This window comes from Nannocystis sp. RBIL2 (assembly GCF_026626745.1).
GTDB lineage: Bacteria > Myxococcota_A > Polyangia > Nannocystales > Nannocystaceae > Nannocystis.
Window position 1 is genome coordinate 1,298,976 of the sequence record NZ_JAPNJW010000001.1, and the last position, 23,543, is coordinate 1,322,518.

Annotated in this window: 16 protein-coding genes; 10 read left to right on the plus strand and 6 right to left on the minus strand. The window is 70.5% G+C overall.

Translation table 11 applies throughout. The annotated features are described in order from the left end of the window. Positions 1 to 360: 360 nt before the first annotated feature. Entirely contained in the window at positions 361 to 1,914 is a 1,554-nt protein-coding gene (locus OV090_RS05155; protein ID WP_267702348.1) for a hypothetical protein, read from the minus strand. Positions 1,915 to 2,399: 485 nt separating this feature from the next. Here OV090_RS05155 and OV090_RS05160 point away from each other — a divergent pair, with 485 nt between their 5' ends. From OV090_RS05160 to kbl, 6 genes are all read left to right on the plus strand, one after another. Next, complete coding sequence (locus OV090_RS05160; RefSeq protein ID WP_267702349.1) at positions 2,400 to 2,867, plus strand: hemerythrin domain-containing protein; 468 nt, start codon at positions 2,400 to 2,402, stop codon at positions 2,865 to 2,867. A 15-nt stretch (positions 2,868 to 2,882) separates the two neighbouring features. Continuing rightward, positions 2,883 to 5,012: a prolyl oligopeptidase family serine peptidase gene (locus OV090_RS05165; protein ID WP_267702350.1), complete on the plus strand. Its 2,130-nt coding sequence runs from the start codon at positions 2,883 to 2,885 to the stop codon at positions 5,010 to 5,012. 77 nt (positions 5,013 to 5,089) lie between these two features. After that, positions 5,090 to 6,421, plus strand: a complete 1,332-nt coding sequence (locus OV090_RS05170) for an FG-GAP-like repeat-containing protein (RefSeq protein WP_267702351.1) — start codon at positions 5,090 to 5,092, stop codon at positions 6,419 to 6,421. Positions 6,422 to 6,619: 198 nt separating this feature from the next. Beyond that, a complete protein-coding gene (locus OV090_RS05175; protein ID WP_267702352.1) occupies positions 6,620 to 7,966 on the plus strand; it encodes a ferritin-like domain-containing protein in 1,347 nt (448 codons plus the stop codon). A gap of 577 nt (positions 7,967 to 8,543) precedes the next feature. Continuing rightward, positions 8,544 to 9,533 (plus strand): NAD-dependent epimerase/dehydratase family protein, encoded by a 990-nt coding sequence (locus tag OV090_RS05180; protein ID WP_267702353.1) that lies wholly within the window; start codon positions 8,544 to 8,546, stop codon positions 9,531 to 9,533. A 34-nt stretch (positions 9,534 to 9,567) separates the two neighbouring features. Next, positions 9,568 to 10,758 carry a glycine C-acetyltransferase gene (kbl, locus tag OV090_RS05185; RefSeq protein WP_267702354.1) on the plus strand — a complete coding sequence of 397 codons (1,191 nt, stop codon included), beginning with the start codon at positions 9,568 to 9,570 and terminating at the stop codon, positions 10,756 to 10,758. Between the two features lie 124 nt (positions 10,759 to 10,882). Here the strand turns inward: kbl and OV090_RS05190 are convergent, their stop codons facing one another. Next, the gene (locus tag OV090_RS05190) at positions 10,883 to 11,293 is read right to left on the minus strand and encodes a hypothetical protein (RefSeq protein ID WP_267702355.1); all 411 of its coding nucleotides are present in this window, start codon (positions 11,291 to 11,293) and stop codon (positions 10,883 to 10,885) included. Between the two features lie 151 nt (positions 11,294 to 11,444). Here OV090_RS05190 and OV090_RS05195 point away from each other — a divergent pair, with 151 nt between their 5' ends. Continuing rightward, positions 11,445 to 12,452, plus strand: a complete 1,008-nt coding sequence (locus OV090_RS05195; protein WP_267702356.1) for a hypothetical protein — start codon at positions 11,445 to 11,447, stop codon at positions 12,450 to 12,452. 124 nt (positions 12,453 to 12,576) lie between these two features. Next, complete coding sequence (locus tag OV090_RS05200; protein WP_267702357.1) at positions 12,577 to 13,704, plus strand: M14-type cytosolic carboxypeptidase; 1,128 nt, start codon at positions 12,577 to 12,579, stop codon at positions 13,702 to 13,704. 39 nt (positions 13,705 to 13,743) lie between these two features. Here the strand turns inward: OV090_RS05200 and OV090_RS05205 are convergent, their stop codons facing one another. Together OV090_RS05205 and OV090_RS05210 are read right to left on the minus strand one after the other, a co-directional pair. Beyond that, positions 13,744 to 15,759, minus strand: coding sequence for a VacB/RNase II family 3'-5' exoribonuclease (locus tag OV090_RS05205; protein WP_267702358.1), 2,016 nt, complete (start codon positions 15,757 to 15,759; stop codon positions 13,744 to 13,746). 95 nt (positions 15,760 to 15,854) lie between these two features. Then, positions 15,855 to 17,141, minus strand: coding sequence for a PQQ-binding-like beta-propeller repeat protein (locus OV090_RS05210; RefSeq protein WP_267702359.1), 1,287 nt, complete (start codon positions 17,139 to 17,141; stop codon positions 15,855 to 15,857). Between the two features lie 395 nt (positions 17,142 to 17,536). Between OV090_RS05210 and OV090_RS05215 the strand changes: the two genes are divergently transcribed. Continuing rightward, positions 17,537 to 18,445, plus strand: a complete 909-nt coding sequence (locus tag OV090_RS05215) for a hypothetical protein (protein ID WP_267702360.1) — start codon at positions 17,537 to 17,539, stop codon at positions 18,443 to 18,445. 253 nt (positions 18,446 to 18,698) lie between these two features. After that, positions 18,699 to 20,591: a molecular chaperone HtpG gene (gene htpG / locus OV090_RS05220; protein ID WP_267702361.1), complete on the plus strand. Its 1,893-nt coding sequence runs from the start codon at positions 18,699 to 18,701 to the stop codon at positions 20,589 to 20,591. 99 nt (positions 20,592 to 20,690) lie between these two features. Here htpG and OV090_RS50485 read toward each other — a convergent pair whose 3' ends face one another. Together OV090_RS50485 and OV090_RS05230 are read right to left on the minus strand one after the other, a co-directional pair. After that, positions 20,691 to 22,505 (minus strand): DUF11 domain-containing protein, encoded by a 1,815-nt coding sequence (locus OV090_RS50485; protein WP_267702362.1) that lies wholly within the window; start codon positions 22,503 to 22,505, stop codon positions 20,691 to 20,693. 215 nt (positions 22,506 to 22,720) lie between these two features. Next, positions 22,721 to 23,521 carry a BPL-N domain-containing protein gene (locus tag OV090_RS05230; RefSeq protein WP_267702363.1) on the minus strand — a complete coding sequence of 267 codons (801 nt, stop codon included), beginning with the start codon at positions 23,519 to 23,521 and terminating at the stop codon, positions 22,721 to 22,723. Between the last annotated feature and the right edge of the window lie 22 nt (positions 23,522 to 23,543).

Consider the following 23,543-nt stretch of genomic DNA (forward strand, 5'->3'; position numbering starts at 1 on the left):
AAGGTGCTCCCGCACCGCCAGCTTCTGGTACACCGCGAACTGCTCGTGCACGAGCAACTTGGCGTCGTCGCCGCCCTCGGCGGCCCTTATCTCGATGATGAGCGTGGTCTTCATGGCTGCCTGTCCGGCCGCGCCGTCGCGAACGCAGCGCGCCACCCGGGCCGGCGCGGCCTCGATCTCGGCGACCCCGCGAGGGCCGTGAGACCAGCTGCACCCGGATGGCGCGAAGGACAGGTGATGCTCAACCGCGACCGACGAGCACGCCGCCGCGCACCCGGAGGGCGCGGACGGAGCGCGAATGGATCGTGGCGCGCATGACGGGCAGACCATACTCGCGGCCGGGCGGCCAGGCAAGCCGCGCTAGCCGGGATCGATGGGCGCGCACTTGAACTCGACCTCGATCTCGGCCTCCTTATCGTTCTGCACCGCGACGCAGGTCTCGGGGCACAGCACGACCTTGCCGTCGTCGAGGTAGAACGACTTCGGCGCGCACGAGCCGGCGTCCTCGACCTGCTCGAACACCTCCGCCTCCATCGCGTTCATCGGCGTGAACTTGACCAGTACCGACTCCTCGTCGAGCTGCTTGCCCTCCGGCGGCGCGGGGATGGCGAAGTCGCACGCGATGGTGGCGTCCGCGATCACCCCGCTGGCGAGCGCCTGGAACAGCGCGTCATAGGAGGTCGTGTCGCACAGCGGGAAGCGCAGCGCGCCGGTGGCCACCGACAGGCTCTGGTGGCCGATCCCGCCGTTGACCCCGCTCGGGCACTTGGTGGTCACGATCGGGTCCTCCGCCGAGTACGGCTGATCCGGCGGATCGTTGAACGACAGCCCGACGATGCTGTAGAAGCTGTAGTTGCGGGTCTCGGGCGTCGGTCCGAAGTGCAGCGGCGACAGCTCGCGCAGCTTGGCGTCGAACTTGTCGGCGGCGTTGGCTCCGCCGGCGATCGTGTTGTTGTCGTTGTAGTGATCGTTGCCGTGCGAGCAGACGACGCGGTCGTCCGACACCTCGATCATGATCTTGAACGCGTCGTCGCGCAGCCACGCCTGCCAGCCCTTCGGGGCGAACTTGAACAGGTCCTGCTGCACCCCGTTGAACGTGTCGAGCAGGCGGCACCACGAGTCGGTGCTGTCGATCTCCACGCTGTAATGATAGAACTTGCCGGCGTTGTTGATCGGCTGGCTCGGCGGATTGGTGCAGCCGCCCTTGGGGATCCCGGACAGCGGCGCCTCGATGCACACCTGCGTCGAGGTGTACTTGCCGTAGCGCGAGATCAGGATGACGCGGTAGTCGAGCCCGCTCTCGCCGATGATCTCGGCGAAGTTGTCGTTGATGTTGTCCTGCACGCCCTTGATCTCGGCCGCCATGCTGCCCGAGTTGTCGATCACGATGATGATGTCGACCGGACGCGGCACCAGCACCGGCTCCGCCGACTGCGTCCCGCACGCCGACGGCATGATCTGACACGTCTCCGAGCAGCCGCCCTCCGGCCCGTTGAGCCCGCCGAGGTCGCACTCCTCGCCGGGGCCCGGCAGCCCGTCGCCGCACACCTCGAGCTCGCAGCCCGCGCCGCAGCCGATGCCGATGCCGTTGTTGTCACCCTCGTCGCACGCCTCGCCCGGATCGACGTGGCCGTCGCCGCAGAACGGCGCCGCCGGCTCGCTCGTGCTCGACGTCCCGGTCGTGGTGCCCGTCGTGCCGAAGCCGCCGGAGCCGCCGCTCGATGGATCGCCCTCCGACGTCGTCCACGCCCCGCTCGACTGCGACGATTCCATCCCCGTGGTGGTGGTGGTGGTCGTCGTCGTCGAAGGCGATGGTTGCGTGGTCTCGGTCGCGACGCCGAAGCCGCTGTCGCTCACCGACACCTCGGCGCGGTCGCCGTTGCACGCCGCGAGGAGCGCGGCACACGTCCCCACCTCGAACATTCTACGCATTCGCATACGAGGCCCTCTCCCGCCGCCGCCACGAGCATCCCGTTCGTCGGCGCAGCCAGTCGCGCGAACAACCGCGCGATCAGAAGGTGGGACGAGGTCGGCTCGCGCGCCATCAAGAACCCGTCAGCATCGGCGCCCGCCACGGCGCGAGCATTCACCCGTGAAGGTCCGCAGCGACGCGAATGCACCGTGTTCCGCGGCCGAACGTCGCACACGGTCGAGGCGCACGACCGACCTGCCGCTGTGACGGTCACCACCGGAGATCGGAGCACGAGCCGGCATCAACGCCGCCTTGATGACATTCCCGATCGGACATGCCCTCAAAGACATGCACCGCGGCGACGCCCGCGCCGCCGCGGCCGGGCGCGATCCGGCCACCGACGCTCGGCCGCGCAGCTCCGCGCCAGGCGACGCGGCGACCTCATGTCGTTGGTGCCGGCGTCGATCGGCCACATAACCCCTCGACGATGTCGGAGCCGACGATCTGGGACCTCCTCGAGCGCGACCACGAGGCCTTCGGCGCGCAACTCGCCACGCTCCAGGCGGCCCAGGAAGCCGCGGCGCGCGGGCTGTTGCCGCGGCTCGTGTGCGAGCTGACCGCCCACGCGCGGGCCAAGGAGGCAGTCCTCTACGGCCACCTCCTCCACGACGAGCGCGCCCGTAGTTGGGTCGTCGAGGGCCTCGAGGAGCTCGAGCGGATCCGGGCCGCGCTCACGGACCTGGAGCTGCTGCCGGCCGGCGACGAGAAGTGGCCCGTCCGGCTCGCCGCGCTGGCCGACGCCGTCCGGAACCACTTCCGGGTCGAAAGAGCCGAGCTGCTGGCGATCGCCCGTCAAGCGCTGAGCGAGGTCCAGGCCACCGAGCTGGCGGCCAGCTACCTCGCCGAGCGCACGCGGATCAGGGCCGACCTCTCCTGTTTCGCCGAGTCGCGCTGATGTTATCGTCGGCGCATGGCCAGGAGCTCCCTGTTCGCCGTCACCGTCGCCCTCCTCGGCGCCTGCACTGAGTCCGCACCCGCGCCGCCGCTCGCCGGCGTGCGCGAGACCTGCGACGACCCTCCGCCGGCCACGCGCCGACAGGACCTCGTCGAGACCATCCACGACACCCCCGTCGCCGACCCGTACCGCTGGCTCGAGGCCGAGAGCGATCCGGAGGTCAAGGCGTGGATGGCCGCGCAGGACGACTACGCGCGCGAGCGGCTGGCCGAGCTGCCGCGACGCGACGCCATCGCCGCCCGCCTCGGCGAGCTGCTCGACATCGACGCCATGTCCGCGCCCTACCACCGCGGCGGCAACTACTTCTACACCCGGCGCCACAAGGGCGTGCAGAAGCCGATCTACTACCTCCGCCGCGGCGAGCAGGGCCGCGAGGAGGTCCTGATCGACCCGAACAAGCTGAGCCCCGACGGCAGCGTGGCGGTCCACGGCATCTTCCCCGACTTCGCCGGTCGCCTGGCCGCCTACAAGCTCAGCCGCAACAACGCCGACGCCTCGACCCTCTACCTGCGCGACCTCTCGACCGGTCACGACCTGCCCGACGTCATCGAGGGCGCCCGCTACGCCTCACCGACGTGGACCCCCGACGGCAGCGGCTTCTACTACGTGTGGCTGCCGACCGACCCGAGCATCCCGCCGTCGGAGCTGCCGGGTCACGCGGAGGTCCGGTTCCACCGCGTCGGTGAACCTGCCTCGAAGGACAGCATCGTCGCCCCGGCCACCGGCGACCCCTCGCGCTTCGTCGGCGTCGGCCTGTCGCGCGACGGGCGGTGGCTGTTCCTGCACCACCAGCACGGCTGGACCAGCAGCGACGTCTATCTGCGCGACCTCCACGCCGGCGACACCGAGTTCAAGCCGCTGATCGTCGGCCGGCGCGCCATCTACGACGTGACCGCCTGGCGCGACCGCTTCTACGTCCACACCAACGAGGGCGCCCCGCGCTACCGCGTGTTCGAGGTCGACCCGAGGAACCCCGCGCGCGAGGACTGGAAGCTGCTCGTGCCGGAGACCGACGCCACCCTCGAGGGCCTGCAGGTCGTCGGCGAGCGGCTCGTGCTCGCCTACTTGCGCGACGCTCACAGCGCCGTGGTCGTGCGCGGCCTCGACGGCAGCTTCGTCCGCGAGCTGCCCCTCCCCGGCCTCGGCAGCGCCAGCGGCCTCGTCGGCAACCCCGACGAGGATCGGGCCTACTTCAGCTTCTCGTCCTTCACCGAGCCGAGCCAGATCTTCGAGACCTCGATCGCTACCGGCGCCACCCGCCTGTGGCAGCGCATCGATCTGCCGGTCGACACCAGCCGCTTCGTCGTCGAACAGATCCGCTACCCCTCGAAGGACGGCACGCCGATCTCCATGTTCGTCGTGCGGCGTCGCGACCTCCCGCTGTCGGCCGACGCCCCCGCCCTCCTCACCGGCTACGGCGGCTTCTCCGTCAGTATGACCCCCGGCTTCTCGGCCCGCGCAGTCGTCTGGCTCGAGCACGGCGGCGTGTTCGCGGTGCCCAACCTGCGCGGCGGCGGCGAGTACGGCGAGGACTGGCACCGCGACGGCATGCGCGAGCACAAGCAGAACGTGTTCGACGACTTCGCCGCGGCCGCGCGGGCGCTCGTCGAACGCGGCTACACCCGCCACGAGCGCCTCGCCATCATGGGCGGCAGCAACGGCGGACTCCTCGTCGGCGCCACCATGGTCCAGCACCCCGAGCTCGCGCGCGCGGCCGCCTGCGCGGTGCCCCTGCTCGACATGGTCCGGTACACCCAATTCGGGGCCGGCAAGACGTGGATCCCCGAATACGGCGACCCCGAAGACCCGCGCGATTTCGCCTACATCTATCCGTACTCGCCATACCATCATGTGACGGTGGGGACGCGATACCCCGCGATGCTGATGCTCGCAGCCGACAGCGACGATCGCGTGGACCCCATGCACGCTCGCAAGTTCACCGCCCAGATCCAGCACGCCAGCAAGCGCCCGGCGTGGCTGCGCATCGAGTCGAACGCCGGTCACGGCGGCGCCGACCTGCTGCATCAGACCATCGCCCGCGAGGCCGACACCCTGGCCTTCCTCCTGCATCACGTCGCCCCCTGAGATCGCAGACTGCGGGCAATCCCGCGCTCCGCGGCCTCGCGTGGACGAACGCGAGGCCGCTGACATAACCTGCGATCATGGTGGACTGTCGGATCGCGGGCCTGCTCGCGCTCGTCGCCGGCGCGAGCGCGTGTTCCATGCCGAACCCGCTGTTCCTCGCCGGTGACAGCGACGACGCGACCAGCGACGCGAGCCTGGACCCCGCGTCCTCCGGCGACGCGAGCACCAGCACCGGCCACGCCGCCAGCAGCGGCCCCGCCGAGACCGGCGAATCGCCCGGCACCACCGACGACTCGCCCGTCTGCGGCAACGGCGAGCAGGAGCCCGGCGAGCAGTGCGACGACGGCAACCAGATCGCGGGCGACGACTGCGAGGACAACTGCCGCCGACTGTTTCGCCCGTGGGATCAACCCGTCGCGGGCACCGAGGGCGCCACCGCCTTCGCCGTCGGCGACCTCGACGGCGACGGCGACGACGACCTCGCGCTCGGCTTCTCGACCTGCTCGATCGGACAGGCGTGCGTCCGCGTCTGGCTCAACCAGGGCGACGCTGTCTTCGTCGAGGGCGAGCCGGTGGCGATCGCCGAGGCGCCCGCGCGCCTGTTCATCGCCGACTGGGACCACGACGACGTCCCCGACCTGCTCACCACGCACGCCGGCGGCTTCGTCAGCCTCGCGCTCCTCGGCGCCGGCGAGCCGCCGATCGAGCTCCCCCAGCTCGGCGATCTGGATGCTGCGATCGTCGCCCACATCGACGGCGACGAGCTGCCGGACCTCGTCATACCCGACGAGGCCAACCAGCGGATCTACTACGTCCTCGCCAACGGCTTCGGCTTCACCCAGCCCAACACGGTCAACCCCGGCTTCCCGCCGCGCCACGTCGCAGCCGGCGACGTCGACGCGGACGGCGAGGTCGATCTCGCTTACTCGATCGACCTCGGCCCGAACCGAGGCTTCTCCGTCAAGCTCGGCTTCGAGGGCGCGGACCTCGGCCCCTTCACCAGCAACGCCAGCAACGCCGGCGCCATCGCCCTCGGCGAGTTCGGGCTCCCGCCATGGCCCAACGTCGTCTACAGCGATCCGGTCGGCAACACCCTGCAGGTGTTCGACAACAAGGGCGGCGGCCAGTTCGAGAAGTCGAGCGACACCGTCGACGCCGAGCCCGGCATGCTGCGACTGCTGGGCGCGCGCATCAACACCGACGACGTCGACAACATCGTCGCCCTCGCCCCCGCGGCCCTGCAGATCTTCACCTACGCCGACGGCAAGATCGTCTCGGGCCCCTCGCGCAACTTCTCCGGCACCGGCATCGACGTGCAGGTCGGCCGGCTCGGCGGCGACGACCGCATCGACCTCGCCCTCCTGACCAGCACCGGCGTCTACACCCTTGTCAATCAGGCGGGCGAGTGAATCGGCGTCGGCGAGCCAGCGGCGTCCGCCATACCCGCCGCGTCACCGCGACGGCGCCGACCCTCCATTCACCGCCGACTCGTCCGCCGCCCGCGCCGCGGTCGACTCAAATCACCCTGCACATCGCCGACACTGCGCTGCCGACCACGCCGCGCCGCGTCGATCACCGCGCCGCGACCGCGATCCAGAGCGACCGCCATGCCCGCGTCCCTGTTCGCGCTCCGCCGCCGCCTGTTCGTCGCGCTCGGCCTCGGCGCCTCTGCCGGTTGCAGCAGCCCCTCGACCTCCGCCGCCCCGCCCCCCCACGCGCGCGAGCTCGCGGCCGCGTCCGCCCGCGACGCCTGCGACCCCTCGTTCGCGTTCGACGCCTGCTCACCTGAGGACCTCGCGCGTCCGCTCAAGCCGCGCTGCGACGCCGACGCCGACTGCGATGACGGCGCCTACGGCCGCTGCGTCGCCCAGAACCTCGGCTTCGGACCCAGCTGCGTCTGCGATTACAGCTGCAGCACCGACGCCGACTGCCGCAGCGACGAGGCGTGCGTCTGCGACCACGCCTTCGCCGACGATCACTCGCGCTGCGTCCCCGCTCTCTGCCGCACCGACGACGATTGTCCCGAAGGCAGCTGCAGCTTCTCCTCATGGTTCGACGGCTGCAGGCTCGAGTCGTTCCTCGCCTGCCGGAGCCCCGCCGACACCTGCCTGCGCGACGGCGACTGCGAGACCGACCAGGACTGCGCCTACGACCCCGACGCGGGCCACTGGCGCTGCCGCTACGAGGCCTGCGCGATCGGCCGTCCGCTCGTCGTCGCCGGCACCGCGCGCACGGCCCCCGCGGTCGCGCGCGCCGACTGGCTGACCGAGATCGATCTGCCGAGCGACCTACCCTCCGCAGTGCAGGCCGCGATCGCCAGTCACTGGGCCGCCGTCGCCGCGCTCGAGCACGCCTCGGTCGCCAGCTTCGCCGCAGTCACCCTCGACCTCATGACGCTCGGCGCCCCGCCCGACTTGCTCGCCGAGGCCCAGCGCGCGGCGCTCGACGAGATCGAGCACGCCCGCTTCGCCTGGTCGCTCGCCAGCCTGTGGTCCGGCCGTCCCCTCGGCCCCGGCCCGCTCGCGCTCGACGGCTTCCCCTTGCGACATGTCCTCGAGGACATCGTCGAGGCCCTCGTGCGCGACGGCTGCGTCGGCGAGACCCTCGGCGCCGCCGAGGCCCAGCTGTGCGCCGAGCTGGCCGCACACCCGGTCCTCGCCGCCCGCCTCGCCGACATCGCAAGCGACGAGACCCGCCACGCCGCGCTCGCCTGGCGCACCCTCCGCTGGCTGCTCGCCAGCCACGGCCCCGCGGTCCGCCTCGTCGCCCTCGGCACCGTCGCCGAGCTGCGCGCCGAGCTGGCCACCGACCTCCCACCCGACGACGAGCGCCCTGCCGCCCCGGGTTGGGGCCTCCTGCGCCCCAGGGCCCGCCGCGCCCACCACCGCGAGACCTTCGCCGCAGTGATCGAACCCGTCCTCCGCACCCTCCTCGGCCCGACCGCCGTCGCCTGAACTTTTTATAAAACATGTCCCCGAGGACATCTCGTCACACTGCGTTCGCGACAGCTCCGCCACGAATCCCACAGTCCGCCCTCCCTCGCATCCCGCGCGCCCCCGGATCCGCCGACACGCCGCCCGGGGATCTTGCAATCGCTCGTCTCGCCCGACAGTTGTCCTGCATGGACAGCCCCGTGCGCTGCCCCTCACGCATCGACCCCGATCGTGTTGCGGCAGAGCCTGGCACCCGCCCGACCTCCCCCGGGGCAGCTAGCGAACGCGGCAACCCGGCGCAGCGTCGCCATCGGCCCGACATGGACGACGGGAACACCGGCCGCCTGACCGCGCGTCCGGCAGGCCGGCGAGCCAACACCCATGGCCGTCGCACCCACGCGCGCTCGCGCCCTCACATGTCTCAAAAGACAGCCGGTGTGCAGCCGCCTGCACCGATCGGCGACACCGGTCCGCGCTCGCGAGCGGCGGCGGCGGGTCCGCGACGTGTGAGATTCGCCAGGGGGTCCGTGGACCCGCCCCGCTTGCGGCCGCGCTCTGCGATTTGCCACCATGCGCGCGGAGCTCGGCCAGTCCCCTCATGTCAGCATCCCACGGCCCAGTCGGCCCCCACACTACTCCGGGCCGCAAGGTCCTCGTCACCGGCGCCGGCGGACAGGTCGGCCTCGATCTCCTGCAGGCGCTGCGGGCCCGCGGCGACCAGGTGTTCGCCAGCGACCTCGCCCCGCCGAGCGGCGACGCCGGCCCCGGCCTGCCGTGGTCCAGCCTCGACGTCACCCGGGCCGACCAGGTCGACGCGCTCGTCGCCGAGCTGCGCCCTGACGTCGTCTACCACCTGGCCGCGATCCTCAGCGCCACCGGCGAGCGCGACCCGCTGCGCACCTACGCCGTCAATCAGGACGGCACGCTGCACGTCCTCGAGGCCGCGCGCAAGTTCAGCGTGCGCCAGGTGATCTTCACCAGCACGATCGCCGTGTTCGGGCCCGGCCTGCCGCCGCTCGTCGGCGACGACGTCTCGCTGCGCCCGACCACCATGTACGGCGTCACCAAGGTCGCCGGCGAGCTGCTCGGCGAGTACTACAGCCGCCGCCACGGCCTCGACTTCCGCGGCGTCCGTTTCCCCGGCCTGCTGTCGGCCGTGCTGCCGGGCGGCGGCACCAGCGACTACGCCCCGCTGATGTACTACGAGTCGCTGCGCACCGGCGGCTACGAGGCGTTCTGCCGCCCCGACAGCCAGATCCCGCTGATGTACATGCCCGACGCCCTGCGCGCTCTGGTCGAGCTGTCGCTGGCCCCGCGCGAGCGCCTCGGCCGCTGCATCTACAACATCGCCGCCTTCTCGCCGACTGCGCATGAGATCGCGGACGAGGTCGCTCGCGTCGTGCCCGGGGCCCGCATCACCTTCAAGCCCGACCCGGCGCGCCAGGCCATCCTCGACTCGTGGCCGCGCGCGCTCGACGACACCTGCGCCCGCCGCGACTGGGACTGGCGCCCGGCCTGGGACCTGGCCAGGATGAGCGACGACCTCACCCCCAAGCTCGCCGCGCTGGCCGCCCGCGCCGGCAAGTGAACCTCTCCCCGCCTGCCCCGAAGGACCTGTCCTCATGTACAGCAAAGCCCGCGACCACTACGCCGCCATCCTCGCCGAGATCGACGGCGCCGGCCTCACCAAGCACGAGCGCGTGATCGCCTCGCCGCAGGGCGCCGAGATCACGGTGAACGGGCGCACGGTCCTCAACTTCTGCGCCAACAACTACCTCGGCCTGTCGAGCCATCCGGCGGTGATCGCCGCCGCCCGCGAGGCCCTCGACGAGCGCGGCTACGGCATGTCCTCGGTCCGCTTCATCTGCGGCACCCAGGACCGCCACAAGGAGCTCGAGCAGCGCCTCTCCGGGTTCGTCGGCACCGAGGACGCGATCCTCTACTCGTCGTGCTTCGACGCCAACGGCGGCCTGTTCGAGACCCTGCTCGGGCCCGAGGACGCGATCATCTCCGACGCCCTCAACCACGCCTCGATCATCGACGGCGTCCGCCTGTGCAAGGCGCAGCGCCACCGCTACGCCAACGACAACCTCGAGGAGCTCGAGACCATCCTCAAGGACACCCAGTCGGCGCGCCTGCGCCTCGTCGCCACCGACGGCGTGTTCAGCATGGACGGCAACATCGCCCGCGTGAACCAGATCTGCGACCTCGCCGAGAAGTACGACGCCATGGTGATGGTCGACGACAGCCACGCCACCGGCTTCGTCGGCCCGACCGGCCGCGGCAGCCACGAGCACGGCGGCGCCTTCGGCCGCGTCGACATCATCACCAGCACCCTCGGCAAGGCCCTCGGCGGCGCCTCGGGCGGGTTCGTCGCGGCCAGCAAGGAGATCGTGGCCCTCCTGCGCAACCGCTCGCGGCCGTACCTGTTCAGCAACTCGCTCGCGCCCTCGATCGTCGCCGCCTCGCTCGCCGTCATGAACCTCTTGACCGGCAGCTCCGAGCTGCGCGACCGCCTGGCCGCCAACACCCGCCGCTTCCGCGCCGGCATGACCGCCGCCGGCTTCGCCATCAAGCCCGGCGTCCACCCGATCGTCCCCGTCATGCTCGGCGACGCCCGCCTGGCCGGCGAATTCGCGGCCCAGATGCTCGAAGAGGGCATCTACGTGATCGGCTTCTCCTACCCGGTCGTGCCCAAGGACCAGGCCCGGATCCGCGTCCAACTGTCGGCCGGCCACCAGCCGGAGCACGTCGAGCGCGCGATCGCGGCCTTCTCGGCCGTGGGCAAGAAGCTGGGCGTCCTGCCCGCTTGAACATGTCCTGAAGCGCCTGTCCTAGAGAACATCTGAGGACAGGCGCCCCCGCCCGGGAGCGATCTCCCGCCGGTCGCTGCAATGCGGGCAGTCCGGCGGCGAGATCGCGCGTCCTGCGCAGCTCTCAGCGGCTCTTCACGTTGGCGACCATCATCAACACGAGGCACGCGACGACCGGGATCACATAGGGCACGACCTTGAGCCCCCCGAGCTCGAAGTTCTGCCAGCCGAGCAGGAACTCGCCGCCCGCGATCGATGCAGCCACGAGCAGCGCCCCCAGGCGCTCCGGCCAATCGGTCTCGATCTTCAGCCCGATATAGAAGATGAGCAGCCCGACCGCGCCCGTGATCGCGGGGAAGGCCCACGCCGGCAGCCCGGCGATGGCGTCGATACCCTGGGAGGCCATCTGCGGGTTGCTCAGCGCCAGGTTGGCCAGGACCGCCACCAACACCAGGCCAGTGGCGAAGATCAGGTAGGTCCAGATGCGCCCCTTGTGGGCCCGGTGGCTGTGATCGTGCGCGTGACCTGTTGCCATGCGTTCCTCCGCCGGCACTGTACCGCGTCCGACCGGTGACACCCGTGTCGTGATGCGACGCGGAACACAGTCAACCAACACGCGCGGTCTCGGTCACCGGCCGGCGGGCCATCCCTCTCAATTCCGACGTCCCCCCTTGCCGAGTCTGACAGTGTCGGGCAGCATAAAATCGTTCGGCTCGGATCCATCGACGCACTTAACTGTTCTTTTTTCGTCACGGTACTCCATGCAACGCAATGCTCTCCGCTGGCTTCGTAACCTCCCGCTCCTCTCACTGATCGCTGCGCCGCTGGTGCTCCCCGGCTGTGGCATCTCGAAGCTCGATATCGACGGCTACGAGGACGGCGACGAAAAGGGTGAAGGCGGCGAAGAAGGCGGCCCCGGTGAGGAAGGCGGCCACGAGGAAGGCGGCGTCGAAGAAGGCGGCGTCGAGGAAGGCGGCCACGGCGAAGAAGGCGGCAGCGGCCCCAGCGATCCCGGCACTGGCGGCTGGGAGGAAGGCGGCGAGGGCGGCGAGCAGGGCGAGACCGGCCTGCCCGGCGAAGAGGGCGGCGAGGAAGGCCAGGCCGAGTGGGGCGGCGAGGAAGAGGGCGGCGGCGAAGGCCCCAACCCCGGTGAAGAAGGCGGCGGCGAGGAAGGCCAGGCCGAATGGGGCGGCGAGGAAGAGGGCGGCGGCGAAGGCCCCAACCCCGGTGAAGAAGGCGGCGGCGAGGAAGGCCAGGCCGAATGGGGCGGCGAGGAAGGCGGCGGCGAAGGCCCCAACCCTGGTGAAGAGGGTGGCGCCGAGGGCAACGCCGAATGGGGCGGTGAAGAAGGTGGCGGCGAAGGCCCGCTGCCCGGCGAAGAAGGCGGCGGCGAGGAAGGCCAGTCCGAGTGGGGCGGCGAAGAAGGCGGCGGCGAGGGTCCGACGCCCGGCGAGGAGGGCGGCCAGTCCGAATGGGGCGGTGAGGAAGGCGGCGGCGGCGAGACCACCGGCGGCTCCCCCGGCGAGGAAGGCGGCGAGTGGGGCGGCGAAGGCGGCGACCCCAACCAGGGCGGCAACAAGCCCGCCAGCAAGCCCGTCCAGCTCATCGAGAAGCAGTTCAACCAGTGCCTCGACTCGGGCAGCGCCTACAACCACTGTGTCGGCCAGCTCGACCTCGCATTGAAGAAGCTCTGAGCTCGCACGCATCCGCGTGAATGCAGCGCCGAGGTCCGCGAGACCTCGGCGTTTTGCGTTAACCATTCATCACGCGCCCGAACTTGCGCGGGCCGCCGATGCGCCGGACACTTCGCGCGGAACGATGAAGATCACCAGCAATTTCGACGGCGGCAACATCCTCGTCCGCGACATCGCCGACCCTGGCGACGCCCACCTCGAGATCCGCCGCGACAACAACTCCGACTTCTTCCAGTGGTTCTACTTCCGCGCCTCGGGCGTGCGTGACACCCCGCTCGTCCTGCACATCGACAACGCGGGCACCAGCAGCTACCCGCCGGGCTGGAAGGACTACCGCGCAGTCGCCTCGTACGATCGCGAGCAGTGGTTCCGCGTGCCGACCGACTACGACGGCGAGCGCCTCACGATCCGCCACACCCCCGATCACGACAGCGTCTGGTACGCCTACTTCGCGCCCTACTCGCACGAGCGCCACCAGGACCTCGTCGCCGCCTGCCAGACCTCGCCGCAGTGCCGCCACGAGCTGCTCGGCGCCACCGTCGACGGCCGCGACCTCGACCTCCTCGTCATCGGCGAGCCCGCGCCCGGCAAGCGCGTGTGCTGGATCGTCGCCCGCCAGCACCCCGGCGAGACCATGGCCGAGTGGTTCATGGAGGGCCTGCTCGAGCGCCTGCTCGACGACGAAGACCCGGTCGCCCGTCTTCTGCTGACGAAGGCCGTCTTCTACTGCGTCCCCAACATGAACCCCGACGGGTCCTTCCGCGGCAACCTGCGCACCAACGCCACCGGCGCCAACCTCAACCGCGAGTGGCTGGAGCCCACGCGCGAGCGCAGCCCCGAGATCTACTACGTCCGCAAGCGGATGGAGCAGACCGGCGTCGACTTCTGCCTCGACGTCCACGGCGACGAGGCCCTGCCCTACAACTTCATCGCCGGCCCCGACGGCGTCGCCTCCGTCACCCAGCGCGTGCTCGACCTGCAGGAGGAGTACGAGCGCCTGCTGATGCGCAGCAGCCCCGACTTCCAGCTCGAGTACGGCTACGACGCGGTGGCCCCGGGCACCGCCAACATGACGATGTGCACCACGTTCATCGCCGACCGCTTCGGTTGCCTGTCGATGACGCTCGAGCAGCCGTTCAAGGACACCGCCGACTCGCCGCACGAGCTGGTCGGCTGGTCGCCCGAGCGCTGCCGCAAGCTCGGCCGCGCCAACCTCGACGCGCTTTACGGCGTCCTCGACCGCCTGCGCTGAGCCCCGACGCGCCTGTCCCTGCGGACAGGCGCGCTCCGATCAGCGCTCGTGCTTGCCTGTCCCTTCGGACAGGCGCATCACGAACGCGAACTCGATCTTGCGCCGCTGCACGCTGCTGTCGATCACCTCGACCACCAGGCGGTCGCCGACCGTCAGGGTGAAGCCGGAGCGCTGGCCGACCAGCTTGACCCCGGAGGTGTCGAGCTGGAACACCTCGCCGCGGTCGCGCTCGAGGTTGCCGAGGCGCACCAGCCCGTCGACGAACGGCCGGTCGACCTGCACGAACACCCCGGGCGCGCCGATGCCGGACACCGTCGCCTCGAAGCGGTCGCCCACGCGGTCGCGCAGGAACAGCGCCGCGAACAGCGACTTGCTGTCGCGCTCGGCGTCGGCGACCGCGCGCTCGCGCAGGCTGCTGCGGACCGACTGCTCGGCCGTCTGCTCGCGCTGCGGCATCGCCGGCACCGGCTCCGGCCCCGGCAGCCCGCCGATCTTCGCCAGGTGGGCCTTGAGCACGCGGTGCACGATCAGGTCCGGGTAGCGCCGGATCGGCGACGTGAAGTGCGCGTAGGCGTCGCTGGCCAGCGCGAAGTGGCCGACGTTGTCGACGCTGTACTGCGCCTGCGCCATCGCCCGCAGCATGAACATGTGCAGCGCCGCGCGACGCGGGTGGTTCTGGGTGCGGTTGAGGAACTTCTGCGCCCCGCGCGGCGTGGTCAGCTTCTCCGGGTCGGCCTTGGCGCCCAGCGCCTCGGCCACCGTCGCCAGCTGCTCGAGCCGCGCCGGGTCGGGCGGCGCGTGGATCCGGTAGACCAGCGGCAGCTTGGCCCCCACCGCCACCCGCCCGACCGCCTCGTTGGCGGCCAGCATCAGCTCCTCGATCAGGTTGTACGCCCGCGCCAGCTCGGCGCTGGCCCGCGTCGGCACGATGTCGCGGATGCGCTCGGGGTCGTCCTGGTCGAGCAGCACCTTGATCTCCGGCACGTTGAGCTCGATCGCCCCGCGCCGCAGCCGGCGCGCGCGCAGTTGGTCGGCCGCCGCCCGCAGCGCCGCGATCCGCGAGCAGACCTCCGGTGGCTGGGTCGCCTGCGTACCTGTCTCATCGGACAGCACCGCCGCGACCTCCTCGTAGGTCAGGCGCTTGCGGCTGTGGATGACCGCCGCGCGCAGCACCAGCTCGTCGATCTCGCCGTCGGCCTCGAGGCGGAAGCTCGCCACCATCGCCAGGCGGTCCTGCTCGGGCACCAGCGAGCACATGTGCGACGACAGGGCCCGCGGCAGCATCGGGATCGACCGGTTGGGCAGGTAGCACGAGAAGCAGCGCCAGGCCGCTTCGCGGTCGATCGCCGTGCCCTCGCGGACGTAGTGCGACACGTCGGCCACGGCCACGTGCACGCGCACCGCCCCGTGCGAGCCCTCGCCGGCGATCGCCTCGACGCACACCGCGTCGTCGAAGTCGCGGGCGTCGACCGGATCGATCGTCATGAACTCGAGCCCGCGCAGGTCGGCGCGGTTCGCCAGGTCCTCCGGCTGCACCGTCTCCGGCACCGCCTCGGCCTCGGCCAGCACATCGGACGCGAACTCCGGGTCGATGTTGTACTCGAGCAGGATCTTCGCCTGCTCGGTCGCCAGCGTGTTCGGCGGGCCCAGCAGTCGCTCGATCCGGACCACCCCGCCGTCGCGGTTGTCGAACGGGTAGCGCGTGATCGCGGCGACCACCACGATGTCCTCGGGGACAGGCGTATCGTCCTCGACGTCCGGCCGCAGCAGCACGCGCGGGTCGTCGCACTCGAGCACGCGGACGCGGCCGATCCGGCGCACCTGCCCGGTCAGGCGCGTGCGACCGCGGCGCACGATCCGCACGATCTCGCCCTCGAAGCCCTTCTCGGACGGCCAGCTGTGGACCTCCACCTCGTCGCCGTCCAGCGCGCCGCCCATGCGGACGCGCGGAATGAAAACAGTACCTTCACCATCGAGGCGCTCGGCGAAGCCGAAGCCTCCGGGGTTGACGACCAGCTTCGCGGCCGCGGCCCCCTTTGTCTCTTCTTTACTCACGCGCGTGAAGATGCCGACCCAATTCCCCCCGCGCAACCCGCGACGAAGCGCGGCAAACGCACGCGCGCGCGAGCACGCCCGAAGGCCGCCGCGGCCTAACGGAAGGCTCGCAGGTGACCGTCGTCGCAGCCGACGACGAGCGTGCCGTCGTCCGTGATCGCGACCGACGAGTCGATGTCGGCGCCGAGCTCGAGGGTCCACAACACCTTGCCGCGCGGCGACACCGCGTAGAGCCGCTCGTCCTGGCTGCCGAAGAAGATGTTGCCGGCGGCGTCGACGACCGGCGTCGCGTGAATCTTGCCGCCGGTCGGCAGCACCCACTTCACGTCGCCGCCCGCGGACAGCGCGTACAGGTTGCCGTCGAACGACGTCGCGTAGACCGCCCCCGCCTCGCCGAGAGCGATCGCCGAGCGGATGTCCTTCTGCGCCACGAAGCTCCAGCGCAGGCTGCCGTCGGTGCGCAGCGCGTGGACGCGGCCGTCGTCGGCGCCGACGTAGATCGCCCCGTTGTCGCCGAGCGCCGGGCCGCCGTCGACGTCGGCCCGGATCGAGTACGTCCACTGCATCGCGCCGTCTGCGCTGAGGGACAGGAACAATCCGTCCTGTCCGCCGACGTAGATCGTGCCGTCGCCCGCCACGAGCGGGGCCGCGAACACGTGCTTGGCCTGGATCGACGCGTCGGCCGGGTAGTGCCAGCGGATCTGTCCTTCGGGACTGATGCGGTAGACCCCGTCGGCGCCGAGGATGAGATCGCCGTCGGGCGCGATCGTCGGACCGCCGTCGGCGTCGCAGCGCGCGCCTTCGGGGCCCGGCACGCGCGCCCCGTCGCAGTTGCCGAGCTTGAGGGTCCACGCGATCGCCTGCTTGTCGAGGTCGATCGCGTAGAGCGTGTCGTCGTCGGCGCCGACGTAGGCGCGGTTGCCAGCGACCGCGGCCGTCGCCCAGACCATCCCGCCGAGCGTCACGTCGAGCACGATCTCGCCGGCGCGTGAACCGCCCAGCGCCACGCCGACGAAGCGGCCGGCGTGCGTCCCCACCAGGGCGGCGGCCTCACCGCCGACCTTGCCGAGCGCGGGCGAGGCGAACAGCACGGCCCCGAGATCGCGGTCCCACAGCTCTTTCGGCTCCTGCGTCGGCCCCTTGCCCTTCGTCGAGCCGGCGTGGCCGGGGCCGCCGCGGGCCCACTTGCCGGTCGCCGGCGCCGGCGGCCGCGACGTTGCAGATACAGCCGCCTCGGGCGGTCTGGGGGCCACGCAGACCCCGGCCTCGCAGATTCGGTCGCCTTTGCAGTCGGTGTCCTTGGCGCAACCCGCATCCTGGGTATTCGGCGCCTCGGTCGCCTCGGTCCACTGGCACCCGGCGGCGCCCAGCACTCCGGCCACCGTCAGCGCAAGCCCTAGAACATCGTTACTTCGACTTCTGCGCGACACTCCAGGAGTCCTTTGCCGGGCGCTACCAAGTGAGCGAAAACTCTTGCCTTTGCGGCAATCTACCTTCGGCTCGGCTTTGACATCAACATTTTGGGGTGGTACCTGTATCCCGATATTCGCGGGAAAAAACGCTCCCCGGCGCGGGTTCCCGCGCAGGACCGGGCGTCGCCCGGCGCCCCCGGGCACCCCCTTTTTTCTCGCGGGCGCGCCATCGGCGCACACCCCCTCCCCGCCCAGTGTTCCCCTCGATTCACCCTCTGACCAGCCCTCGAACGACGTTCTGTCGCATTCGCGGTCTGGCTCGGATTTCTGGCCCTCCGGGCCTTCTTTGCGCCTGAGGAGCACGCATGTCCAGCCAGCCAGCCGCCCAGATCTCTTCCGGGACCGACGAGCCGGTCGAAGAGATCTACTACCGCAAGGGCGACATCGACTTCTGTTTCCTGCTGAACCGCCGGCACCACAACCTCCGCGTGTTCGACTACCGCGTCGGCAACTATCAGCAGAAGCGCGACTTCTTCGACCGGATCGCGCGGGCCGAGGGTCTGCGCAAGGTCTTCACGGTGGTCGAGAAGCAAGACTCGAAGAGCTGGCGCAGCGTCGGCTTCTCGCGCGAGGGCGCGATCCCGGGTTATTTCCGCACCGCCGACGCTTACATCATGAGTCGCGTCTACACCGAGGACGGTGAGCCGATTCAGGGCGGAGCGCCGAAGATGGGCGCGCCGCTGGCGTTGCCGGGCAAGGAGGGCAAGGACAAGGACCTCAAGTCCGTGCCCAAGCCGCGCGGCCTGACCGTCGACTTCATCCGCGACCCCGTGCTGCTGCAGGACATCGTCCGCGGCGTCGGCCAGGACGCGCTCTACGCCCCGTTCCGCCGCGGCGTCTTCAACCCCGACCTGGCGATCCACGCCAAGACCGGCAAAAAAGAGTACTGGGTCGGCGCCGAGACCGACAGCTCGTTCGGCCACGCCAAGGTCGACATGCTCACGCCGCCGGTGAAGGACATCGAGCTGCCGGTGCTCGAGTACTGCGTGAAGGCGCTGCTCGACGAGCTTCACAAGCAGGAGACCGCCAGCGTGTTCGCGCTGTGCGCCGCCGACTGGACGCTGAGCAATCAGGTCTACAGCGAGCTCGGCTTCAAGGTCACCGCGCGGCTCACCGATCACATCACGCGCGCCGACGAGTTCGTGGGCGCCCAGCTGTGGCACCGCCGCCTGGCCAACGTCGCCGCGCCCAAGCTGAGCAGCCTGCTCGGCTGATCGATCCCCGACCACGCATCGCGCGTGCGCCCCTCGGCGCGCACGCGCGATGCGTCATTGGTTCGCCGCGCGCCGCGATCGTGCGCGCCCCTCTCGATGCTCGCCGCCAACCTCGCCGGCGCCACTTGACGCACCTGGGGGTGGGTTTACCTTCACGCCCGACGCCGACCCGGTGGCGCCTGCGACGAGTCCGCTGGCGCGCGTGCCGGCGGCCTGCGACAACCCTCCGATTCGTTTTTGCCGAAGGTGCCCCGTGACCACTAGCCGCGAAGAGAAGCACGAGTTCAAGGCCGAAGTCAGCGCGCTGCTCCGCCTCGTCACCAACTCGCTGTACACCAACCGCGAGATCTTCCTCCGCGAGCTCGTCTCGAACGCCTCCGACGCGCTCGACAAGGCACGCTTCCAGGGCCTCACCGACACCAACCTGCGCGACCGCCACGAGAAGCCGCAGGTCAAGGTCACCGCCGATCATGGGCGCGGCGTCCTCACGATCGAGGACACCGGCGTCGGCATGACGCGCGACGAGATCGCGCTGAACCTCGGCACGATCGCCCACTCGGGCACCCTGAAGTTCTTGGAGAAGGCGCGCGCCCAGCAGGAGAGCGGCCAGAAGCCCGACCTCAACCTCATCGGTCAGTTCGGCGTCGGCTTCTACAGCGCCTTCATGGTCGCCGACCGCATCGACGTCACCAGCCTCAGCGCCGCAGAGGGCGCCGAGCCCGTGCACTGGAGCAGCACCGGCGACGGCACCTTCAGCGTCGGCCCCGGCGAGCGGACCACCCGCGGCACCACCATCGAGCTGCACCTCAAGGCCGACGCCAAGGAGTTCCTCGATCGCTGGAAGATCGAGGGCATCATCAAGCGCTACAGCAACTACGTCGTCCACCCGATCCTGCTGAAGGTCGTCGACGACAAGGGCGCCACCGAGGTCGACGGCAAGCAGGTCAACGACGCCACCGCCTTCTGGATGCGTCCCGCCCGCGAGCTCACCGACGCCGACTACAACGAGTTCTACAAGCACGTCATGGGCGGCTTCGTGCTGCCCGGCGACGAGCCGCTCGGCCACCTCCACCTCCACGCCGACGCGCCGATCCAGTTCGTCGCCCTGCTCTACATCCCGGGCAAGCCGCCGGCCGACCTGTTCCAGGAGGACCGCAAGGCCCTGCAGCTGTACGCCCGCCGCGTCGTCGTGATGGAGAGCTGCGACAAGCTGCTGCCCGGCTACCTCCGCTTCGTCCGCGGCCTCGTCGACTCCGAGGACCTGCCGCTCAACGTCTCGCGCGAGATGCTGCAGGAGCACAACTCGCTCACGTCGATCCGTCGCCAGCTCACCCGCAAGGTGCTCAAGCTGCTCGAGGGCATCGCCAAGGACAAGCCCGAGACCTACGAGAAGATCTGGGACAACTACGGCGCCGTCCTCAAGGAGGGCATCCACACCGACAGCACGCACCACGACGACCTCGTCGAGCTGCTGCGCTACCGCACCTCCGCGGACGACAAGCCGGTCTCGCTGGCGCAGTACGTCGAGGCGATGCCCGAGGGGCAGCCGGCGATCTACTACATCACCGGCGAGTCGCTGGCCACGGTGGCCCGCAGTCCGCACCTCGAGGCCTGCCGCGCGCGTGGCTACCAGGTCCTCTACATGGCCGACCCGATCGACGAGTGGGTCGTGCAGGACCTGTCCGAGTACAAGGGCAAGAAGCTCATCAGCGTCACCCAGGGCGACCTCGACATCCCCGAGGACGACCAGCACAAGCACGACGCCGGGGCGATCGCGGCCGCCGTCGACAAGTCGAAGCAGCTGCTGACCGACAAGGTCAAGGACGTGCGCGTGTCGAAGCGCCTGCGCGAGAGCGCCGCCTGCCTCGTCGACGACAGCGGCGGCCTGTCGCGCAACATGGAGCGGATCCTCAAGATGGCTCGCCAGGACGTGCCGACGCGCCAGCGGATCCTCGAGCTCAACCCCGAGCATCCGTTCGTCCAGGCCGTCGACAAGCTGGCGCGCGATGCCCCGAGCGACGAGCGCCTCGGCACCTACGTCGAGCTGCTCTACGATCAGGCCGCCCTCGCCGAGGGTCAGGTCCCGGACCCGGCCGGCCTCCTCAAGCGCTTCAACTCGGTCCTCAGCGGCACGATCAAGATCTGAGGCCCCGCCGCACCTGAAGAGCTCCGCGACCTGAGTCGCGGAGCTCTTCGCGCTTTCTCGGGGCATGTCCCTCCGGACATGTCCCGAAATCACGCCAGCTCAGCGCCGGCGTCGCCGCAGCAACGCCAGCAGGCCGAGCAGCGCGGCCGAGCCTGCCCCTCCGGACATGTCATTGCGGCAGCCGCAGCCCTCGCCGCCCGTCTGCCCGCCGGTCTCGCCCGCGGTGTCGCTGGACTCGCCGCTGCTGCCATTGCCGCCGGTCAGCGGGCCCGTGACCTCGCCGCCGCCGGTGGCCGGCGCGGTCGTGGCCGTGGTCGTCGGCCCGCCGCTGTCGCTCGCGCTGTCGCCGGTGCCGGAGGACTCGGACATCCCCGTGCCGCTGTCGGTCGTCGGTTCGACCCCATAGGCAGTCATCGTCGCGTTCGAGTCTGCCACCAGAGTATTGACGCCGGCGCGGTACTGCAGTCGCGCACTGTTCTCGTACACCCCCGGCGCGCCGAGCTCGACCGTCACGCTGACCGTCTTGCCCTCCCCCTCGCCGAGGTTGCCGAGCTGCCACGTCACCACTCCGTCGACGTGGCTGCCGTCGTCGGTCGCCGACACGAACGTCACCCCGGCCGGCAGCGTGTCGGTCAGCACCGCGTCGAGCGCCGGCATCACCCCCATGTTGACGAACGAGATGTCGAACGTGACCTCCGGGACATCCGACTGCGCCGGCGCAGACTTGGTGACCGAGATCTGCGGCAACCCCTCCGCCGTCGCGCACGGCGCCTCGAACAGCGAATTGAGGAACAGCCGCGTCCCCTGCGTGGTCGGGTTCTGCGAGATCGGCAGGTCGACGTCGTACTCGTGACCGCCGAGGTAGCTGACCTTGCCCGCAGTCAGGCACGCCGCAGTCAACCCCGTCCCGAGCACGAGGCCCGGACAGATGCCGTCGACGAAGCCCGTCATCCACACGTCATTGGTCCCGATCGGCGTGCCCGCCTCGGTGATCATGACGATATCGCTGCCCTTGTAGCTGTCGCCCTCCGGCAGGCTGTACGCCGGCTCGCTGCCGCCGACCGACTGGAACGGCCCGTCGATCTGACCGAACGGCGTGTCGGTCTCGTAGTACTCGTACATGTCCGGCTGGTCGCCGATGAGGAACCCGCTCGGCGTCAAGAAGTGCCCGTGCTCGGCCAGGTTCTCGAACGCGTTGACCGCCTGACACTCCGCGAACAGGTGCGTCGGGTGGGTCAGGAACTCGCGCATCTCCGCCACCACCTGCGGGTTCTCCTGCGCGTCCTTCACCCCCCAGTGCATCGACATGAACTGGCAGTAGACCGGGTCGCCCTCGGCGTCGAACAGCGCCCCGTCGCGCAGGTTGTCCTGGGTCGGGCCCGAGAGCTCGGACGGGTCGAGCATGTCGGGACTGGTGTCCGGCCAGCCGTAGTCGCCGACCGAGTCGGGGATCCCCGCCGCCATCATGTACTTGCGCGCGATCTTCTGGTTGCCGTCGGCCATCATCGCGATCGTCGGCGCCACCACCAGCGTCGCCGCGACGTCGCTGGAGAAGCCCTCGCTCGCCTCGTGGACCGCCACGTCGGGGTTGTCCTGCTGCCACGCCTCGACGATCGGCAGCGCGCCCGCGGCGTCGGCCGCGTCGATCACCCACGGCCCGCCGCGGTAACCGTGGCCGTCGATCGCCGCCCCGCTGGCCACGTCCGTCGCCGAAGCGGTGAAGTCGGCCTCGGCGTGGCCCTTGCCGGCCTTGATCGCCCAGTGGACCGGCACGCCCTGGCGCAGCAGCTCGTACACGAGCCCGTACGCGCGCAACATGCCCAGGTCCTGGTAATCGGTGTCCATCGGGATCACCAGCGAGCCGGCGGCGAAGTCGGCCGCGCTGGCCGACAGCGGCGCGAGCGCGAGCGCCACGGCGACAGCAGAAACACCTGTACGAGTCATGAGGATTTGTCTCCGACCCGCTTGGACAGACTCCTCAGGGTCCGCTCCAACCTCGCGGGCAAAACCTGTCCCTCGGGACATCCATGAATTTCGGTGCGCCGATGTCCCACAGCGGCGCCGCGTCCGCACAGCTGTCTTTTCAGACAGCTGACATGCGCCCGCCGACGAGCGCTTACGAACCGGCCTCAGCCGCCGAACACGTCGGAGAAGCGGACCTCCGGCGCGACGTCCCCTGCCGTCGCCACCCAGCGCAGGCCGCTCAACATCAGGTCTTCCTGCACGACCCCGCGTCCGCCGAGGATCGGGTTGGGCGAGAACAACAGCACGCGCCCCTTGCCGAACTGCGACGCAGTGATCGCCGGCGTGCCCGGCATCTCTCCGGGACCTGTTCCCTTGGACATGTTATAAATTTCACCGACGAACGCGGCCAGCGGCACGTAGGGCGCCAGCCCCTCGACGGCGACGGGGGTGAAGATGGGCCCGTTGGCGTAGAACAGTTTGAACGGCTCGCGCCCGGGCGCCGACACATCGAGGCCGGCGATCCCACGCTGCCAGAAATCACCGGTCAGGTTGCGCCCCGCGACGATCCGCAGCTTGTGGAACTGGTCCTCGCCCTGCAGCGCCATGTACGCCCCGGCGCACACGCCGACGTAGCCGCCGCCGCCGGCCACGAAGTCCTTCACCTGCTGCTTGCCGACGTCGCCGAGGTTGCGCCCCTGGGTCGAGCCGCTGCCGCCCATGAACACCACGACGTCCTCGTCGGCGAGCGACCCGCCGCGGATGTCCGCGGGGACAGTCACGCGCAGACGAAAACCCTCGCGCCCCTCGAGCAGCTGCTTGGCCGCCGCGAAGGCCGCCGGATGGACCCCGCCGGCCTTGTACAGCGCCACCCGCACTGCTTTTTTCCCCGCGCGCGCTCGCGCCGGCAACATCGCTCCGATCGCCGCCCCGATCGTCGCCCCCAGGATCTCGCGTCGCCGCAGCACCTCCCGAGCGTGCCACAACTCG

Coding starts and splice junctions, on each gene's coding strand:
- OV090_RS05160 (WP_267702349.1), top strand. CDS start 2,400: ATGTCGGAGCCGACGATCTGGGACCTCCTCGAGCGCGACCACGAGGCC.
- OV090_RS05165 (WP_267702350.1), top strand. CDS start 2,883: ATGGCCAGGAGCTCCCTGTTCGCCGTCACCGTCGCCCTCCTCGGCGCC.
- kbl (WP_267702354.1), top strand. CDS start 9,568: ATGTACAGCAAAGCCCGCGACCACTACGCCGCCATCCTCGCCGAGATC.
- OV090_RS05175 (WP_267702352.1), top strand. CDS start 6,620: ATGCCCGCGTCCCTGTTCGCGCTCCGCCGCCGCCTGTTCGTCGCGCTC.
- OV090_RS05200 (WP_267702357.1), top strand. CDS start 12,577: ATGAAGATCACCAGCAATTTCGACGGCGGCAACATCCTCGTCCGCGAC.
- OV090_RS05170 (WP_267702351.1), top strand. CDS start 5,090: ATGGTGGACTGTCGGATCGCGGGCCTGCTCGCGCTCGTCGCCGGCGCG.
- OV090_RS05180 (WP_267702353.1), top strand. CDS start 8,544: ATGTCAGCATCCCACGGCCCAGTCGGCCCCCACACTACTCCGGGCCGC.
- OV090_RS05215 (WP_267702360.1), top strand. CDS start 17,537: ATGTCCAGCCAGCCAGCCGCCCAGATCTCTTCCGGGACCGACGAGCCG.
- OV090_RS05190 (WP_267702355.1), bottom strand. CDS start 11,293: ATGGCAACAGGTCACGCGCACGATCACAGCCACCGGGCCCACAAGGGG.